This is a genomic window from Streptomyces sp. SID486, from assembly GCF_009865385.1.
GTDB lineage: Bacteria > Actinomycetota > Actinomycetes > Streptomycetales > Streptomycetaceae > Streptomyces.
Genome location: NZ_WWJT01000779.1, coordinates 1 through 18,394, shown reverse-complemented (window position 1 = coordinate 18,394; position 18,394 = coordinate 1). Strand labels below are relative to the sequence as shown.

The window sequence follows — 18,394 nt, the reverse complement described above, 5'->3', positions numbered from 1 at the left end:
GCGGTCCGTCAGCGCAGCGCCGGCTCGTCCAGTGTCACCGTACCGGCGTCCGCGTCGAGTTCGGCGGTCACGCCGAAGGGGATCGTCAACGCCCCCTCGCAGTGCCCGAACCCGACCTCCTCGGCGACCGGGACGCCGAGGCCGCCGAGCCGGTCGGCCAGCATGGGCCGCAGCCCGGCGTAGTCCTGGCAGTCCTGCCAGGAGCCGAGGAGCAGTCCGCGTACCCCCTCCAGCCAGCCGGAGCGCAGCAGTTGGGTGAGGTACCGGTCGAGCCGGTACGTCTCCTCGCCCACGTCCTCCAGACAGAGCAGTCCGCCGCGCGCGGAGGGCCGGGCGTGCGGGGTGCCGCGTTCCGCGGCGAGCAGGCACAGGCAGCCGCCGAGGGTGACGCCCCGGGCCCGGCCGGGCACCAGCGCCCGGCCGCCGCTGGCGATGGTGCGGACCGTCTCGGGGGCGAAGAGCGTGGCGCGCAGGTGCTCCTGGGCCCGCGCGTTCTTGACGAAGTCGATGCCGGCCGCCATCGGCCCGTACAGCGTGACCAGCCCCAGGCGGGTGGCGATGGCCTCGTGCAGGACGGTGAGGTCGCTGAACCCGACGAAGAGCTTGGGTCCGGCCGCCCGCAGCGCCTCCCAGTCGAGCAGGTCGATCATCCGCTGCACGCCGTACCCGCCGCGGGCGCACAGCACCGCGTCCACGGCCGGGTCGCACCAGGCGCGCTGGAAGTCGGCGGCGCGGTCGGCGTCCGTGCCGGCCAGGTAGCCGAACCGGGGGTGCCGGTCGAGGACATGGGCCCCGGCGACCGGGTCGAGGTCCCAGCCGCGCAGCACGTCGAGACCGGCCTGCAGCCGCTCCTCGGGCACCGGCCCGCTGGTGGCGACGACGGCCACCCGGGCGCCGGGGGCGAGCCGGCGCGGCCGCCGGAGTTCCTTCACGGGGTCAGTTCCACCTTCGGTGTGCTCGGTGCCGGCTCGAGCCCGAACACCTGGGCGTACAGGGAGAGTTCCGCCTCCAGGGCGCGCACCATGGTCTCCGCCCGCCGGAACCCGTGCCCCTCGCCGGCGAAGGTGAGGTAGGCGTGCGGCACGCCCCGGCCCGCGATCCGGGCGAGGAAGCGCTCGCACTGGGCGGGCGGGCAGATGACGTCGTCCAGGCCCTGGAGCAGCAGGAAGGGCACGGTGAGCCGGTCGGCGTGCGCGGTCGGGGAGCGTTCGGCGTACCGGGCCGGCACCTCGGCGAGCGGGCCGATCAGCGACTCCAGGTAACGGGATTCGAAGTCGTGGGTGTCCCCCGGGCCCCAGGTGGCGAGGTCGAGCACCGGGTAGGCGATGGTGCCGCAGGCGTAGACGTCGGTCGTGGTCAGGGAGGCGGCCGCGGTCCAGCCGCCCGCGCTGCCGCCCCGGATGGCCAGCCGCGCGGGATCGGCGGTGCCCTCGTCGGCGAGGGCTCGGGCGACGGCCGCGCAGTCCTCGACGTCGACCACGCCCCACTGCTCGCGCAGCCGCTCGCGGTAGGCCCGGCCGTATCCGGTGGAGCCGCCGTAGTTGACCTCGGCGACCCCGATGCCCCGCGAGGTGAAGTAGGCGATCGACAGGTCCAGGACGAGCGGTACCCGGCTGGTGGGGCCGCCGTGCGCCCAGATCACGTACGGCGGCAGCTCGCCGTCGGGCGCGGCCCGCCCGGGGTGGTGCGGTGGGTAGACGTGGGCGTGCACCTCGCGGCCGTCCGGGCCGGCGAAGGTGCGGATCTGTGGCTCGGGGTAGTGGGCCGGGTCGACGGGGTCGCGGTGCCGGGCGCCGATCACCCGGGCGCGGCCGGTGACGGTGTCCAGCTCGATCACCTCGTGCGCGGTGCGCGGGCTGGCGCCGACCGCGACGACGCGGGTGCCGTGGGCGGCGAGGGAGGCGGTGACCTCCGTCCACGGGCCGGCGGCGTCGACGATCTCGCCGGACTCCGGGTCGAGTATGCCGAGCAGGGCCGGCCCGCGGCCGTGCGCGACCGCCAGCAGCCCGTTGTCCAGCGGCGCGAACCAGCGCAGCCCGAGCTGCCAGAGCGGTCCGGCGAACTCCTCCTCCCGCGGGCACAGCGGGGTGCCGTCGCGGTAGAGGTTCCACCAGCCGCTGCGGTCGCTCGCGTACAGGAGGCTGCCGTCCGCCGCCCATTCGGCCTGGGCGACGGACTCGTCCGGTCCGCCGGCGACCGTCCGCGCCCCCGTCAGCCTGCCGTCGTCGCCGACGTCGGCGACCAGCAGCTCGGTGCCGTCCCACGGCATCCGCGGATGGTCCCAGCCCAGCCAGGCGGCCCGCCGGCCGTCGGGCGACAGCCGGGCGCCGGTGACGAACCGGTGCCGTGCCGGGGTGAGTTCACGGACGGCGCGGCGGTCTCCGGCCGCCGACCCGTCCAGCGGCACCGCGGCCAGGACCCGGCGTACGTCGTCCGGGCCGCCCCCGGTGGACTCCTCCAGCACGCACCACACCTCGCCGCGGGCGAGGTCCAGCCGGGGCTCCGCCCAGCGCAGGCCGCCGCCCGCCGGGGCCTCGGGGGTGAGCGGCCGGGGCTCCCCGCCGGGCTCGTACCGGTAGAGCCGCTGGTCGGCGAAGTTCACGAAGACGACGAGGGGCCGGCCGTCCTGGCTCACCCCGGTCCAGGGCCGGCCGCCGTACTCGATCACCCGGCTGCGCACGTTCCAGGGCGCGGGCAGCACCGACTCCTCGCCGCCGTCGGTCCGTCGCCGCACCAGCGTGCGCCGGCCGCCCTCGGCCGGCCGGGGCTCGGTCCACCAGATCTCGTCGCCGACGAAGCCCACCCATTCCGGTCGCCCGTCGTGCGCGGCGGCGAGCGCCGCGTCGATGGGCGACGGCCACGATCCGTACGGCGCCAGTCGCATCTCGTCCCCCACCGCCTAGGCCGTCCGCAGGAAGCGGTCCAGGACACGGACCCCGAAGTGCAGCGCCGTGACGGGCACGCGCTCGTCCACGCCGTGGAACAGTGCCTGGTGGTCGAGGCCGGCGGGCAGCTTCAGCGGGGAGAACCCGTAGCCGGTGATGCCGAGGCGGGAGAACTGCTTGGCGTCCGTGCCGCCGGACATGCAGTACGGCACCACGTGCCCCTCCGGTGCGAACTCCTGCACCGCGGTGCGCATCCGGGCGAACAGCGGCGCGTCCACCGGCGCCTGGAGGGCCACCTCGCGGTGCGCGAACTCCCAGCGCACGTCCGGCCCCGTCAGCTGGTCCAGCGTGGCGGCGAACTCCTCCTCGGTGCCGGTCAGGAAGCGCCCGTCCACGTGGGCGACCGCCTCCCCGGGAACGACGTTGACCTTGTAACCGGCGTCCAGCATGGTCGGGTTGGCGCTGTTGCGCACGGTCGCCTCGACCAGCCGGGCGGCCGGGCCGAGCTTCTCCAGCAGCGTGTCCACGTCGGTGGTGCCGGCGTCGATGCCGTACAGGGCGGCGAGGGCGTCGAGGGCGGCCCGGACCGTCGGGGTGAGGCGCGGCGGCCACCGGTGCTCGCCGATGCGGGTGACGGCGGCGGCGAGCCGGGTCACCGCGTTCTCCCGGTTCACCTTGGAGCCGTGCCCGGCCCGGCCGCGCGCGCTGAGCTTCAGCCAGGCGGTGCCCCGCTCCCCCGCCCCGATCGGGTAGATCTCGCGGCCGGAGCCGTCGTGGAAGGTGAACGCCCCGGACTCGCCGATGCCCTCCGTGCAGCCCTCGAAGAGTTCGGGGTGCCGGTCGGTGAGGAAGCCGGAGCCGTCCTCGGCGCTGGCCTCCTCGTCCGCGGTGAACGCGATGACGAGGTCACGGCGGGGCCGTACGCCCTGCCGGGCCCAGGACCGGATCACCGCGAGGATCATCGCGTCCATGTTCTTCATGTCGACGGCGCCGCGGCCCCACACCACACCGTCGCGGACCTCTCCGGAGAACGGGTGCACGCGCCAGTCGGCGGCCTCGGCCGGCACCACGTCGAGGTGGCCGTGGACCAGCAGCGCGTCGGCGGACGGGTCGGTGCCCGCGATCCGGGCCACCACGTTGGTGCGGCCCGGGGCGCGTTCCAGCAGCAGGGGTTCCAGGCCCGCCCCGGCCAGCCGCTCGGCGGCGTACTCGGCGGCGGGGCGCTCCCGGCAGTCGCCGCCGCCCCGGTTGGCGGTGTCGATACGGATCAGGCCGGAGGTGAACTCCACCACCTCGTCCAGGGCCAGCTGGTCAGCCATACTGCTCCTCCACGGCGGCAGAGACGATCGTGGTGACCGCCTTGAACGTCCTGATCCCCTCGTACATGGTGGCGCTCGTGTACGCCACCTTCCGCTCACCGGTGCGGACCACACCGGGGACGACGGTGGCGGCCTGCGCCAGGTGCTCGGCGTCGAACTCGACCGCGACGGTGAACGGTCCGCCCCGCACCGGTGCGTGCCGGACCGCCAGCCGTGCCGCGTCCGCGGCCGCCGCGCGGATGTCCGCGGCCGTCCGGGCCGGTGTACGGCACACCGCGGCGTACCGCGACACGTGGTCCTTGACGGCGACCTTCAGTGCCTCGGGGGCGTAGCCGAGGGCGTCCTCGCAGGCCACGTCGTCGCCGGTGACGAGGACGACCGGGACTCCGTACTCGGCGACGACACGGGCGTTGAGCAGACCCTCGCTGGCGCGTACGTCGTCCAGCCACACCCCGGTGATCTGGTTGGCGAGGTAGGTGTGGGCGAGGACGCCCTCCATGCCGGCTCCCGCGTGGTAGCCGACGAACGCGACGCCGTCGACGTCACCGTGCTGGACGCCCTCCACCATGGACAGCGCCTTGTGCCGCCCGGTGAGCATCTCCACCCGTTCGTCGAGCCGCTCCAGGAGCAGGTTGCGCATGGTCCAGTGGGCCTCGTTGACCAGTACCCGCTCGGCGCCGCCGTCGAAGAACCCCTCGACGGCGGCGTTCACGTCGGAGGTGAACATCGAGCGGCAGCGCTCCCACTGCGGAGTCCCCGGCAGCACGTCGGCGGGCCAGGTGACGCCCGTGGCCCCCTCCATGTCGGCACTGATGAGGATCTTCATGCTGCGTCACGTTACGCGCCGAGCGGCGGACAGGCTACGACCCCGGCACGGCCGGCCCGCCCGGCGCGGGCCGGCGCGGGCCGGCGCGGGAGGTCAGGCTCCCGCGAGGACGAACCAGCGGGCCGGCAGCTCGATGCGGGTGCCGTCCGCGAGGTACTCGGTCTGCGGCAGGGTCGTCGCTCCGTCGGCCAGGACGGTGAGGCCGGCCTCGGAGAGCAGGCGCGGGATCTCGCCGTCGGCGGCGTCGGCGGGCTTGAGCCCGTGGTGGAAGACGCGCTGGAGTTTGGGTCCCGGCCCACCCGGCGCGGACGCGGCGTTCCGGAGGACGTCCCGGGAGGCCGAGGTCAGTTCGACCACGAAGGCACGGCCCTCGCTGCCTATGATCCCGGCGACGGCTGCGGCCACCGCGGGGCGGGCGTGGGGTTCGCTCTGGTGGATGACGGCCCGCATGTAGACGTTGGCGTCGCCGAGCCGCTCGTGGAGGGCGTGTACGGCGTGGGTGTCGGTGAGGTCGAGCTGCTCGAACTCGACGGCGTCGCCCTTCGAGGCCCGGCGGGCGTGCTCGACGGCGGCGTGCGAGAGGTCGACGCCGACGGCGCGGGCGAATCTGGTGGCCAGGAAACGGGTCTGGGTGCCGTTGCCGCAGCCGAGGTCGACGATCGTGCGCTCCGGGTCGGCGTAGGGCAGGAGCAGTTCGCTGTGCGGTGCGGCGCCGAGGGAGGGATCGGAGTCCCAGATCGCCTCTCCGTGGCCGTCGGGGGTCTCCCCCCAGAAACTCTCCCAGTTGCTGCGGTACTTGTCCGAGACGTTCATACGATCTCCCCACGGTTGGGTTCCGTGATCGGGATATCGCGGGGAGCGGCGGCGGGGCAAGAGCCGCGCGCCTGAGTTCACTTGTTGTGGATGATCTGTTCGAACCAGACGGTCTTGCGGTGCCCGGTGGCACTGGCGCCCCACTCCCGGGCCAGCCGGCTGACCACACGCAGGCCGCGGCCGGACTCGTCGTCGGGACCGGCGGTGATCATGGCGGGCAGGGCGGGCTCGTCGTCGGTGACCTCGAACAGCAGCGCGTCGGTCCGGACGACCCGCAGGCCGATCCGGTCGGCCCCGGTGTGCCGGACGGCGTTGGTGACGACCTCGCTGACCAGCAGTTCGGCCGTCTCCACCGTCTGCGGCAGGCCCCAGTCCAGGAGCTGTTCGCGGACCAGGCGGCGGGCCCGGCCCACCTCGCGCGGATCGGCGTCCAGCCGCCACTCCGCGACGTGTTCGTCGGGGATGCCGTTGAGCCGGGCCATGAGCAGGGCGACGTCGTCCTTGCGTCCGCCGTGGGTGTTCAGGGCGCGGATGATGGTGTCGCAGGCGTCGTCCATCGAGGCCGCGGGGTGTGCGGCGGACTCGCAGAGCGCGGCCAGGCCCTCGCCGATGTCGGAGCCGCGCACCTCCACCAGGCCGTCGGTGCACAGCACCAGCCGGTCGCCGGGCGCGACCTTGACGCGGGTGGCTTCGAAGGGGACGCCGCCGACCCCTATCGGGGCGCCGGTGGGCAGGTCGATGAGTTGGCTGCCGCCGTCCGCGGCGCGGACCAGCACGGGCGGGATGTGGCCGGCGTTGGCCAGGGTCAGCTCGCCGCGGATGGGGTCGTAGACCGCGTACAGACAGGTGGCGAGGTAGTTGTCGCCGAGCCGGCGGGCCAGGTCGTCCAGGTTGCGCAGCAGCTGGGCGGGCGGCGTCTCCATGGCCGCCATGGTCTGTACGGCGGTGCGCAACTGGCCCATCATCGCGGCCGAGTTCAGGCCGTGGCCCATGACGTCGCCGACCACCAGGGCGGTGCGGGAGCCGGGGAGCTTGATGGTGTCGAACCAGTCGCCGCCGATCCGGCCGAGCCGCGTGCCGGGCAGGTAGCGGGTGGCGATGTCACAGCCGGCCATCCGCGGGCTGACCTGCGGCAGCATGCTGTCCTGGAGGGTGTCGGCGACGTTCTCCTGGTAGGTGTACATACGGGCGTTGTCGAGCACGAGGCCCGCCCGGGCGGCGAGTTCGGCGCCGGTGGTGCGGTCCATGTCGTCGAACTGCGGGCGGTCGGGGCGGCGCATGAGCACCATGAAGCCGAGGACGACGTTGCGTGCCTTGAGCGGGACGATCAGCAGGGACCGGCCGCCGATGAGCGGCCGGAGGTCGCGTTTCTCGAACTCGCCGGAGATGCGCTCGTTCAGCTCGTCGGTGACCTGCGGCACGACGACCGGTTCACCGGTGACCATGCACTTGTAGAACGGGGTGTGCTCGGGGAAGGCGAAGGACTCGCCGACCGGCACGGTGTCGTCCCAGCGGCCGGGTTCGTCGTTGTGCTCGACCCACACGCGGAACATCACGGTGTGGGCGTCCGGCGGGCCGTCCGGGAAGCCCTCGCCCGCCAGCACCGCCGCCCGCAGGTGGGTGCCGGCGAAGTCCGCGAACCGGGGCACGGCGGCGCTGGTGACCTCGCGGATGGTCTCGCCGAGGTCCAGGGAGGAGCCGATGCGGGAGCTGACCTCGTTGAGGAACTCCAGCCGTTCGCGGACGGCGGCGTACTCCAGGTCCAGTTCGGCGCCGGCCGGGAGCAGGGCGGCGGCGGGGTCCCGCGGGACGACGGCGTCGGCGCGGACGCGCCCCGGGCGGCGCGGCACGCCCCAGTACGGTGTGACCGGCACCCGCTCGAACTGGCTGAACTCCAGCACCGGATAACCGAGTTCGAGGACCTGCGCGACGATGCGGGCGCTCAGGCCGGGGCCCATGTTGGGCAGGATGTCGGGCAGCCGCTGTTCGAGGTCCTCGGAGGCGGGCAGCTCGGTGTGGCGGGCGAAGCCGGGCGAGATGCGTTCGGCCGTCTCGTCGTCGTAGCCGCGTTCGTCGCGCAGCCGGGTGGCGTCGGCGGCGAGCACGAGCAGCCGGGAGGGACCCGGGCCGACCAGCGGGTAGGCCCACCACAGCACGTCGAGCCGCTCGGCGTCGGGTGCCTGCCGGGGCGGGCGGAGGCGGGCGCGGCCGGCCGTGGCGTAGCCGGTGTGCCCGCCGAGCGAGGACTCGAGGCCAGGGCCGGACCCGTCGTACGCGCCGTGCGCGTCGAACGCGAGCCGGTCCTGCGGGTCGTGGGCGTGCAGGTCGTGCGCGTGTGCGTCGTGGGCGTGCAGGTCGTGCGGGTCGTGCGCGTGCGGGTCGTCGGGAAGGGCGCCGGAGACCGGCAACAGGTCCGCCGCGGGACGGCCGACGGCGTCCTCCCGGTCCACGCCGAACAGCCGTCGTGCGCCGCTGCTCCAGTGGGACACCGCGCCGGCGCGGTCGACGACGACCACGGCCAGCGGAATCCGGCCCGCGGCGGTGTCGCCGATGCCGCGCCCGGGAGGTGTGTCCCGCTCGCTGCCACGGTCCATGGCCCAGGCCCTCTCTCCCCACGGCTGTCCGCAAACGATCTGTGCCGCCCGCCACTACGGTACGGCGGCGCCCGGTCGCGATGTGTGGCAATCCCGGAATTGGCGTCACCGGATGCCACCGGCGCACGGCCCGGCGCGCCGCGTGCGCCCCGGCGGTCCCGTGCCCCGGCCGGGGATCAGTCCTCGTGTCCCAGCTGGAGATCCCGTTCGGTGCGGCCACCGCCCGCGACCTGCAGCACCGTGGCCACCGGCGGGTAGCCCGCGGCGATGACGGTGTACTCGCCGGAGGAGAGATCGACGAACCGGAACGTTCCGTCGGCTCCGGTGGTGAGGGTGTCGACGACGTTGCCCGCGGCGTCGAGCAGGGTCACCCGGGCGTCCTCCACGGCCCGGCCGCCGCTGGCCCGCACGGTGCCCTTGAGCACGGCGCCGCCCGCGAGTTCGACGTCCTGGCGGGTCTCCCGGGACGCCTGCACGCTGACCGGGAGCGCGGCGGGCCGGAAGGCGGGTGCGCTGGCGGCGAGGGTGTACTCGCCGGCGACCAGCTCCGTGATGACGTAGCCGCCCTCGCGGCCGCTGCGGGTGGCGGAGACGACCTCGCCGTGCACGTTGGTGAGGGTGACGATGGCGTCCCGGACGGGGCTGCCGTCGGCGGTGAGCACGCTGCCGGCGAGGCGGCCGGCGCCGCCGAGGACCACGTCGAGTTCGACGGGGCGCTCCCCTACGGTGACGGAGACGGCCTGCGGCTGGTGGCCGCCGGCGGCGGCGATCAGCACGTAGGCACCGGCGCCGGGCGTGCTGAGCGCGTACCGCCCGTCGTCGCCGCTGGCACCCCGGCCGATCTGCTGCCCGGCGACGTCGATGAGGGTGAGTGCCGCGCGGGGCACCACGGTGCCGTCGGGGTGCTGCACCGTGCCGCAGACGGGGACACCGGCGGCGTAGGACGACCGCGGCGGGGCGGGAGTGCCCCCGGCCGCGGGCTGGATGCGGGCCTGCGGGATGGGGACGTTCACCGGCGCGGTCTCCTGGTCGGTGGCGGGGGCGTTGTGGGACACCAGCGGTTTCTCCTTGAGGAAGAAGGCGATGAGCAGGCCGAGGGCGAGCACCGGGACGAGGTAGAGGAAGATCCGGGGCATCGCGTCGGCGTAGGCGCGGATGTAGGCGTCGCGCAGGGCCGGGGGCAGCGCGTGGACGAGCTGCGGGGTGAGGGAGTCGGCGTCGGGCAGCCCGGTGCCGGCGCGCGGGGGCAGTTCCTCGCGCAGGGCGTCGGCGAGCCGGTCGGCGAAGAGGGTGCCGAAGACCGCGGCTCCGACGCTGCCGCCGATCTGCCGGAAGTAGTTGTTGGCGCTGGTGGCGCTGCCGAGGTCGGCGGGGCGCACCGAGTTCTGCACGGCGAGGACCAGCACGGGCATCACCAGGCCGATGCCGGCGCCCAGTACGGCCATCCAGATGCTGTACTGCCACCGGGGTGTGTCGGTCTCCAGCCGGGACAGCAGCCACATGCCGGCGGTGGAGACGGCGCCGCCGAGCACGGGGTAGATCCGGTAGCGGCCGGTGTGGCTGATGAGCTGGCCGCCGATGATCGAGGCGCCGACGATCCCGGCCATCATGGGCAGCATGAGCAGCCCGGACTCGGTGGCGCTGGCCCCGTCGACCATCTGCAGGAAGGTGGGCAGATAGCTGGCGGCGCCGAACAGGGCGACGCCGATCACCAGGCCGACCAGTCCGCTGATGGTGAAGACGGAGTCGCGGAACAGCCGCAGCGGGATGAGGGGTTCGGCGGCGAAGCGCTCGGCGACCAGGAAGAGGACGGTGGCGAGCAGGGCTCCGGCGCCGAGGCCGAGGATCTGCCGGGAGTCCCAGGCGTATTCGGTGCCGCCCCAGCTGGTGAGCAGGACCAGGCAGGTGGAGGCGGCGGCGAGCAGCAGCGCGCCGGGGACGTCGAGCCGGGCGCGCGTGCGCGGCCTGGGCAGCTTCAGCACGACGCTGATGACGGCCAGCGTGACCAGGCCGAAGGGGACGTTGATGTAGAAGCACCAGCGCCAGGAGAGGTGGTCGGTGAAGTAGCCGCCGAGCAGCGGGCCGGCGACGGAGGCGAGGCCGAACGCGGCGCCGATGAGGCCCATGTAGCGGCCGCGTTCCCGGGGCGGCACGATGTCGGCGATGATCGCCTGCACGCCGATCATGAGTCCGCCCGCGCCGACGCCCTGGACCGCTCGGTAGGCGATCAGCTGGTCCATGGTCCCGGCCCGGCCGGCGAGCGCGGAGCCGACGACGAAGACGGCGATGGCGAACTGGAAGACGCCCTTGCGGCCGACCAGGTCGCCGAGTTTGCCGTACAGGGGCAGGCCGATGGTGGAGGTGAGCAGATAGGCGGTGATCGCCCAGGACATCTTGTCCAGGCCGTGCAGTTCGCCGACCACCTTCGGCAGGGCGGTGGCGACGATCATCTGGTCCAGGGCGGCCAGCAGCAGCGCCAGCATCAGCCCGACGAAGACCAACCGGACCCGGCGGGGCCCGAGTTCACCGGCCGGCCCGGGGGGCGGCGGTGGTGCGGTGGCCGTCTCCTCGCCCGCCGCCGGTGCCACGACCGGCTCGTGCTCCACCAGAGTCGTCCCGCCCACGAACCGCTCCCCTCGTCGCGCCTGTTCACATTTCCCGCGTAAGGCGACAACTGCGAACAACTGCGGCGAGTTACGGTGCGACCCGTTCCGGGGCGGACATCCACCCGAACCGGTGAAGGGGTCAACGGGACGTCAACGCCCTGTCACCGACGGGCTCTTGAGGCTGTCACTCATCCACCTCGGCCTCGGGGACAGCGCTCCACCTCGACCTCGAGGCTACTTTTCCACCTCGGCCCGCGAGGCTGCTGCTCCACCTCGGCCCGCGAGGCCATCGCTCCACCTCGGCCTTGAGGCTACTTCTCGACCTCGGCCTTGGGACTACTTCTCGACCTCGGCGGCGAGGTTGGCGAGCAGCGCGTCGTAGATCCGGCCGAGGCCCTTGGGCGCGAAGGTCCGCTCGAAGAAGCCGCCGACGCCGCCGGCGCCCTGCCAGGTGGTGGTGACGACCACACGGGAGCGCCCCTCGCCCGCGGGGGTGACGCGCCAGGTGGTGACCATGGAGGAGTTGCGGTCCTTCTCGACCAGCTCGCCCTCGGTGGGCTCGCCGACCTCCAGCAGGCAGTCGCGCACCCGCTTGCTGGTGGCCTGGAGCTTCCAGTGGACGAGGGTGCCGTCGCCGTCGCCGCCCTCGCGCACCTCGTACTCGCTGAACTGCTCGGGCAGCAGCTTCTGCCGGGTGCCGCGGTAGTCGGCGAGGGCGTCGAACACCTTCTCCGCGTCCGCCGCGACGACCCGCTCGGTGGTGGCCTCGACCTGCGCCATTGCGTTCCTCCAGGACCTGGTTGCTCGGGGTTGGGGCAAGCCAACCACCCCGGCGCCCGGCCCCCCAAATCGGGTGCGCACGATCATGGGAACAGATGTTCTATTGTGTGGCCAGCACGAGCGAGGAGGCGTCATGCGCTGGGAGAACCTCACGGACGAGAGCGGACACGGCCGGGCCACCGACGCCGCGCTGTTCGGCGCGGACGCCGTGACCACCCGTACGTTCGACATGCCCGAGTTCCGCGGGATCACCTTCCACGAGGTGCGGGCGCGGTCGGTGCTGAACCGGGTGCCGGGCGCCTCGCGCATGCCGTTCGAATGGACGGTCAACCCCTACCGGGGCTGCACGCACGCGTGCGTGTACTGCTTCGCCAGGAAGACGCACAGCTATCTGGACCTGGACACCGGGATCGGCTTCGACAGCCAGATCGTGGTCAAGGTCAACGCGCCGGAGGTGCTGCGCCGCCAGCTGGCCTCCCGCCGCTGGCAGGGCGACCACGTGGCGATGGGCACGAACGTCGACTGCTACCAGCGCGCCGAGGGCCGCTACCGCCTGATGCCGGGCATCATCTCCGCGCTCACCGACCACGCCAACCCGTTCTCGATCCTGACCAAGGGCACCCTGATCCTGCGCGACCTGGACCTGCTGGTGCGGGCCGCGCAGGTGACGGACGTGGGCATCTCGGTCTCGGTCGGCTTCCTGGACACCGAGCTGTGGCGCACGGTGGAGCCGGGCACGCCCGCGCCCGAACGCCGGCTGGACGTCGTGCGCGCCCTCGCGGAGCACGGCATCGGCTGCGGGGTGCTCATGGCGCCGGTGATCCCGTTCCTGAGCGACCACCCGGACAGCCTGCGGGACACGGTGCGCGCCGTCGCGGCGGCCGGGGCCACCTCCGTCACGCCCCTCGTGCTGCACCTGCGCCCGGGCGCCCGGGAGTGGTTCACGGCCTGGCTCGGACAGCACCATCCGCACCTGGTGCGCCGGTACGAGCGGCTGTACGCGGAGGGCGCCTACGCGCCCACGTGGTACCAGCGCCGGATCACCCGTCAGGTGCACGACCTGGCACGGGAGTACGGGATCGGGCCGACGCGCGCCGCACGGGCCCGCCGGATCCGCCCGGCCGGACCGGCGTCCGCCCCCGCCGGGGCGGAGCCGGTCCAGCTCAGCCTCATGTGAGGGCTTCCGGGGGCGTTAGGGCGCATCTCGCGGCCCGATTGGGTCAAGTATCGCCGCAACGGGTTCTGCGGCGCCCCGAGACCGGGACGATCCGGCGAGAACCGTGAGCCTCGCGGCTCGCCGCGACCCTCCGTCCCGGGAGGACCCGTATGAGAACACGCGCAGCCGCGCTGTGCGCTGCCGCCGCCGTGGTGGCGGGCTCGCTGACCGCCGTGCCCGCACAGGCCGCGGCCGGCCCCGCCGCCGTGCCGAAGGCCGCCTGGAAGAAGTGCGGCACCCGCGACCACCCCACCCTCCAGTGCGCCTCCGTGCGGGTGCCGCTGGACCACGCGCACCCCTCGGGCCGGCAGATCACGCTCGCGCTGACCCGCGTCCCGCACACCGCGCGGGCCTCTCAGGGGCCGCTGCTCGTCAACCCGGGCGGCCCGGGGGGCAGCGGCCTGGCGCTCGCCGGGTTCGTCGCCTCGGCGCTGCCGAAGAGCGTGGCGGCCCGGTACGACGTCATCGGCTTCGACCCGCGTGGTGTCGGCCGCAGCAGGCCCGCCCTGGACTGCGTGCCCGGCCACTTCAGGCCGGGCCGCCCGGACTCCGTGCCGGCCACCGCCGCGCTGGAGCGGGCGAACCTCGACCGCGCCCGGTCCTTCGCCGCGGCGTGCGGCCGGAAGTACGCCGACGTGCTGCCGTACATGGACACCGTCAGCGCGGCCCGGGACCTGGACACCGTCCGGCAGGCGCTGGGCGCGCCGCGGATCAGCTACTTCGGTTACTCCTACGGCACCTACCTGGGCGCGGTGTACGCGAAGCTCTATCCCGGGCGGGTCCACCGCCTGGTGCTGGACTCGATCGTCGACCCGACCGGCGTCTGGTACCGGGACAACCTCGGCCAGGACTACGCCTTCGACGGCCGCCACCGCGCGCTGATGGCCTGGATCGCGGCCCACGACGCCGACTACCGGCTCGGCAAGGACCCGGCGCGGATCGAGGCCCGCTGGTACGCGATGAGAGCGGCGCTGGCGAAGCGGCCGGCGGGCGGCAAGGTCGGCGCCGCCGAGCTGGAGGACACCTTCACCCCCGGCGGCTACTACGACGGCTACTGGCCCTACCTCGCCGAGGCGTTCGCCGCCTACGCCCGCCGCGGGGCCACCGGACCGCTGGTGGAGGCGTACGAGAACTTCGCCGCCGTGGATTCCTCGGGGGACAACGGCTACAGCGTCTACACGGCGGTGCAGTGCCGTGACGCCTCCTGGCCGCGCGCCTGGCGGCGCTGGCGTGCGGACACCTGGGAGGTGTACGCGAAGGCGCCCCTGATGGCTTGGAACAACACCTGGTACAACGCACCGTGCGCGTTCTGGCCCGCGGCTCCGCTGCGGCGGGTGAACATCGCCAACGGCAAGCTGCCGCCGGCGCTGCTCTTCCAGGCGACCGAGGACGCCGCCACCCCCTACGCGGGCGGTGTGACGGTGCACGGGCTGCTGGCCCGCTCCAGCCTGGTGGTCGAGCAGGGCGGGGGCAACCACGGCGTCACGCTGAGCGGCAACGCGTGCCTGGACGGGTACCTGGCCGCCTATCTGGCCGACGGCCGGGTACCGCGCGGCACGGGCACGGCCGACGCGGTCTGCGCCAAGTCGCCGGACCCCAAGCCGCTGGCGGCGAAGGCGGCGTCGACGGCGTCCCGCGGCTCCACCCTGCACGGCCTGCTGGGCTTCCGCGGCTGACCACCCCGGCGGCGCGGCGGCGGTGTGGTGGTGGCCCGGCGGCGAGGCGGCGGCGGTGTGGCGGCGGCGCGGCGGCCGGTCCGGAGGGCCGGTCTCCGCAGCCCGGGACGGGAGCCGGGAGCCGGGAGCCTGGGACGGGAGCCGGGAGGCCGAGGTGGGAGCCGGGAGGCCGGGACGGGAGCCGGGAGGCCGAGGTGGGAGCCGGGAGGCCGGGGTGGGAGCGGCGAGGCCGGGGCCGGGGCTCGGAGGAAAATCCCGGGCTGTACCCCAGGGCCGTTCCCTAGGGTTCCGTCATGGACGAGCCCCGCACACGCATCCGCCCCATGACACTCGCCGACTGCGACCGCGTCTCCGAGATCCGGATCCGCGGCTGGCGGCACGCCTACCGGGGGCTGATGCCGCAGCCGTATCTGGACGGTCTCAGCGTCACGGCGGACGCCGGGCGGCGCCGGGCCCGCTTCGGACAGGGCGACGGCCGGGTGGTGAACCTGGTCGCCGAACGGGACGGCGAGGTGGCCGGGTGGGCGGCGCACGGGCCGTACCGGGACGGCGCGGCGGAGCCCGGCGACGCCGAGCTGTACGCGATCTACGTCGACCCGGCGCACCTCGGCCGCGGGATCGGACGGGCGCTGCTCGCCGCGTCGGTCGAGCGGTGCCCCTGCCCGCGCATGCTGCTGTGGGTCCTGAAGGACAACACGCCCGCCCGCCGGTTCTACGAGCGCGCCGGCTTCCACGCCGACGGTGCCGAGGAGCCGTTCGAGGCGGGGGGCGTACCGGTGCCCGAGGTGCGGTACGTGAAGAACCTGCGCGGCTGACCGGGCGTCACCCCGGCTGCTGCTGCGGGATGCGGGCCAGTGCGTGCACCGCCGCCTCGGCGAGTGCCGGGTGTGCCAGGGCCTCGTTCAGCACGCGGCGGGCACGGGTGTCACCGAGCGCGCCGAGGCCCTCCACACAGGCGAGGGCGACGCGGCGGTAGGGGTCGTGCGGGCGCAGCCGCCGCTCCAGCGTGGTGATCAGCGCGGGCACGGACTCCGGGGCGCGCAGGGCGGTCAGGAGCCGTACCGGGTGCAGGGCGTAGGCGACGCGCAGCTCGTTGGTGGCGAGGGCGGCGGCGGCCCGGGCCGTACGCGGGTCGCCGAGGCGGGCGAGGGCGTGCGCGGCGGAGGCGCAGCGCGGCGGGTCGCGGTGGTTGAGCAGCAGCACCAGGGCCTCGAAGGCGCGCCGGTCGCCCGCGCGGCCGAGGCGGAACGCGGCCAGTTCCCTGGCCCACAGCGGCTGTCCGGGCGCGGTGAGGACCTCGGCCAGCGCGTCCTGGTCCCCGGTGGCGAGCAGGCGGTCGAACGCCGCCGAGCCGCCCGACTCCTGCCGTAAGCGTTCCGTGAGCGAGCGCAACTCTTCGTCCACGAGGTCCAGCGTAGAGGGGTCGCGGCGGCCGAGGGAGCCACATCACAAAGTCCGGGGACTAGCGCGCTCGTTACCCGCCGGTTAAGCTCATACGAGCGAGTAACCCTCTCGCGTTTCCGCTGGCGACGGTTTGGTGACGCAGCCGTCGCGGGCGAGTCTGTCGGTTCGGTACGCCCTACGTACCGCAGTACGACCCGGCTCCGGGACAGAGCCGGTCGGAAGTTCCGCCGTTCCCGGGCGTGTGCACGCCCGCGGCACCGGCAGTACCGGGCGTGTGCGCTCGCAGCCCGGCAACACCCGCACTCCGCAAGCTCCGTGGTGCGTCCTGGCGGGCGCACCACGGCGCTCCCTCGTCGTCACCCTCATTCCTGGAGTCCCGCGATGGCCACTCCCCTGTCCGACACCCCTCTGTCCCCGTCCCCGCTCAGGACGATCGCCGTCGTCGGCCTCGGCACCATGGGCACCGGCATCACCGAGGTCCTCGCGAGGGCCGGCCGCGAGGTGATCGGCATCGACCTCAGCGAGGCCCGCACCGCCGAGGCGCTCGCCGTCCTCCGGTCCGCCACCGCCCGTGCCGTGACGCGCGGCCGGCTCACCGAGGAGCAGCGCACCGAGGCGCTGGCCCGGGTGCGCACCGCCACCGACCTCGCCGCGGCGGCCGACGCCGACCTCGTCATCGAGGTGGCCCCGGAGTCGTACGAGATCAAGCACCAGATCTTCCGCGAGCTGGACGGCATCGTCCGCCCGGAGACGATCCTCGCCACGGGTACCAACGCGCTGTCGGTGACCCGGCTGGCCGCCGACTCGGCACGCCCCGAGCGCGTGCTGGGCCTGCACTTCTTCAACCCGGCGCCGGCCATGAAGCTGGTCGAGGTCGTCTCCTCGGTGCTGACCGCGCCGCAGGCGGTCGCCGCCGTCACCGACCTCGCGGTCGAGCTGGGCAAGGAGCCGGTCGCGGTCGGCGACCGGCCGGGCTTCGTCGCGGACGGACTGCTCTTCGGCTACCTGAACCAGGCCGCCGCGATGTACGAGGCCCGGTACGCCTCCCGTGAGGACATCGACGCCGCCATGCGGCTCGGCTGCGGTCTGCCCATGGGCCCGCTGGCCCTGCTGGACCTGATCGGCGTCGACACCGCGCGTACGGTCCTGGAGGCGATGTACGCCGAGTCCCGGGACCGGCTGCACGCCCCCGCCCCGATCCTCAAGCAGCTCAGCGAGGCGGGCCTGACGGGCCGCAAGACCGGGCGCGGCTTCTACACCTACGAGGCCCCGGGCAGCGGCACGGTGGTGCCGGACGCGCTGACCCCGGCGGAGGACGGCGCCGCCGCCCCCGGCCGTGCCGTCCACGCGGTCGGTGTCGCGGGCAGCGGCACCATGGCCTCCGGTATCGCCGAGGTGTTCGCCAAGGCCGGCTACCAGGTGGTGCTGGCCGCCCGCAGCGAGGAGAAGGCCCAGGCGGCCAAGGCCCGCATCGGCAAGTCCCTGTCCCGTTCCGTCGACAAGGGCAGGCTCACCGCGGAGGCCGCCGCGCAGGTCCTGGACCGGATCGTCCCGGCCGGGTCGTACGACGCCTTCGCGGACGTCGACCTGGCCGTCGAGGCGGTCGCGGAGGACCTGGAGGTCAAGCGGCAGCTGTTCCAGACGCTGGACAAGGTGTGCAGGCCGGGCGCGGTCCTGGCCACCACCACCTCGTCGCTGCCCGTCGTGGCCTGCGCCCGGGCCACCTCGCGCCCGCAGGACGTGATCGGCATGCACTTCTTCAACCCGGCGCCGGCCATGAAGCTGGTCGAGGTCGTGCGGACGGTGCTGACCGCGGACGACGTGCACGCGACTGTCCGCGAGGTGTGCGGCAGGATCAGGAAGCACGCCGTCGACTGCGGGGACCGCGCGGGCTTCATCGTGAACGCGCTGCTCTTCCCGTACCTCAACAACGCGATCAAGATGGTGCAGGAGCACTACGCGACCCTCGACGACATCGACGCGGCGATGAAGCTGGGCGGCGGTTACCCGATGGGGCCGTTCGAGCTGCTGGACGTGGTCGGGCTGGACGTCTCGCTGGCCATCGAGAAGGTGCTGCACCGCGAGTTCCGCGACCCCGGCCTCGCCCCGGCGCCGCTGCTGGAGCACCTGGTGGCCGCGGGCTGCCTCGGCCGCAAGACCGGCCGCGGCTTCCGCGAGTATGCCCGCCGCTGACGGCGCCGGCGACCGGCTGCGGACGGAGCCGGACTGGGGCGGCCTGCTGGACCCGGGCGGCGCCGGCCCGGCCGCCCGGCCC

At 74.1% G+C, this 18,394-nt stretch carries 13 protein-coding genes; 4 read left to right on the top strand and 9 right to left on the bottom strand.

The features are described 5' to 3' along the window. Positions 1 to 8: 8 nt before the first annotated feature. The 8 genes from GT045_RS36820 to GT045_RS36785 all read right to left on the bottom strand — a co-directional run bounded on the left by GT045_RS36820 (position 9) and on the right by GT045_RS36785 (position 11,823). The gene (locus GT045_RS36820; protein ID WP_161295659.1) at positions 9 to 932 is read right to left on the bottom strand and encodes an LD-carboxypeptidase; all 924 of its coding nucleotides are present in this window, start codon (positions 930 to 932) and stop codon (positions 9 to 11) included. Next, positions 929 to 2,896 (bottom strand): LpqB family beta-propeller domain-containing protein, encoded by a 1,968-nt coding sequence (locus GT045_RS36815; protein ID WP_161336873.1) that lies wholly within the window; start codon positions 2,894 to 2,896, stop codon positions 929 to 931. The genes GT045_RS36820 and GT045_RS36815 overlap by 4 nt, the downstream gene beginning before the upstream one ends. 3 nt (positions 2,897 to 2,899) lie before the next feature. Next, a complete protein-coding gene (locus GT045_RS36810) occupies positions 2,900 to 4,204 on the bottom strand; it encodes a M20/M25/M40 family metallo-hydrolase (RefSeq protein WP_161336872.1) in 1,305 nt (434 codons plus the stop codon). Continuing rightward, positions 4,197 to 5,030 (bottom strand): M55 family metallopeptidase, encoded by an 834-nt coding sequence (locus tag GT045_RS36805; RefSeq protein WP_161295653.1) that lies wholly within the window; start codon positions 5,028 to 5,030, stop codon positions 4,197 to 4,199. Before GT045_RS36805 ends, GT045_RS36810 begins: the two co-directional genes overlap by 8 nt. A 93-nt stretch (positions 5,031 to 5,123) precedes the next feature. Further along, positions 5,124 to 5,843: a class I SAM-dependent methyltransferase gene (locus GT045_RS36800; protein ID WP_161295651.1), complete on the bottom strand. Its 720-nt coding sequence runs from the start codon at positions 5,841 to 5,843 to the stop codon at positions 5,124 to 5,126. Between the two features lie 77 nt (positions 5,844 to 5,920). Continuing rightward, positions 5,921 to 8,437 carry a SpoIIE family protein phosphatase gene (locus GT045_RS36795; protein ID WP_161336871.1) on the bottom strand — a complete coding sequence of 839 codons (2,517 nt, stop codon included), beginning with the start codon at positions 8,435 to 8,437 and terminating at the stop codon, positions 5,921 to 5,923. 176 nt (positions 8,438 to 8,613) lie between these two features. Then, positions 8,614 to 11,061 (bottom strand): MFS transporter, encoded by a 2,448-nt coding sequence (locus GT045_RS36790; RefSeq protein WP_161336870.1) that lies wholly within the window; start codon positions 11,059 to 11,061, stop codon positions 8,614 to 8,616. A 318-nt stretch (positions 11,062 to 11,379) separates the two neighbouring features. Next, complete coding sequence (locus GT045_RS36785) at positions 11,380 to 11,823, bottom strand: SRPBCC family protein (protein ID WP_161295645.1); 444 nt, start codon at positions 11,821 to 11,823, stop codon at positions 11,380 to 11,382. Positions 11,824 to 11,956: 133 nt separating this feature from the next. On the opposite strand from GT045_RS36785, the gene GT045_RS36780 reads away from it, so the two are divergent. From GT045_RS36780 to GT045_RS36770, 3 genes are all read left to right on the top strand, one after another. Continuing rightward, the gene (locus GT045_RS36780) at positions 11,957 to 13,000 is read left to right on the top strand and encodes an Rv2578c family radical SAM protein (protein ID WP_161295643.1); all 1,044 of its coding nucleotides are present in this window, start codon (positions 11,957 to 11,959) and stop codon (positions 12,998 to 13,000) included. A 149-nt stretch (positions 13,001 to 13,149) separates the two neighbouring features. Beyond that, positions 13,150 to 14,715, top strand: coding sequence for an alpha/beta hydrolase (locus GT045_RS36775; protein ID WP_161295641.1), 1,566 nt, complete (start codon positions 13,150 to 13,152; stop codon positions 14,713 to 14,715). 293 nt (positions 14,716 to 15,008) lie between these two features. Then, on the top strand, positions 15,009 to 15,530 hold the full coding sequence (locus tag GT045_RS36770; RefSeq protein ID WP_161336869.1) for a GNAT family N-acetyltransferase: 522 nt from the start codon (positions 15,009 to 15,011) through the stop codon (positions 15,528 to 15,530). A gap of 7 nt (positions 15,531 to 15,537) precedes the next feature. Here the strand turns inward: GT045_RS36770 and GT045_RS36765 are convergent, their stop codons facing one another. Then, positions 15,538 to 16,119: an adenylosuccinate lyase gene (locus tag GT045_RS36765; protein WP_161293288.1), complete on the bottom strand. Its 582-nt coding sequence runs from the start codon at positions 16,117 to 16,119 to the stop codon at positions 15,538 to 15,540. 381 nt (positions 16,120 to 16,500) lie between these two features. On the opposite strand from GT045_RS36765, the gene GT045_RS36760 reads away from it, so the two are divergent. Then, on the top strand, positions 16,501 to 18,312 hold the full coding sequence (locus GT045_RS36760) for a 3-hydroxyacyl-CoA dehydrogenase (protein WP_161336868.1): 1,812 nt from the start codon (positions 16,501 to 16,503) through the stop codon (positions 18,310 to 18,312). The last annotated feature ends 82 nt before the right edge of the window (positions 18,313 to 18,394 follow it).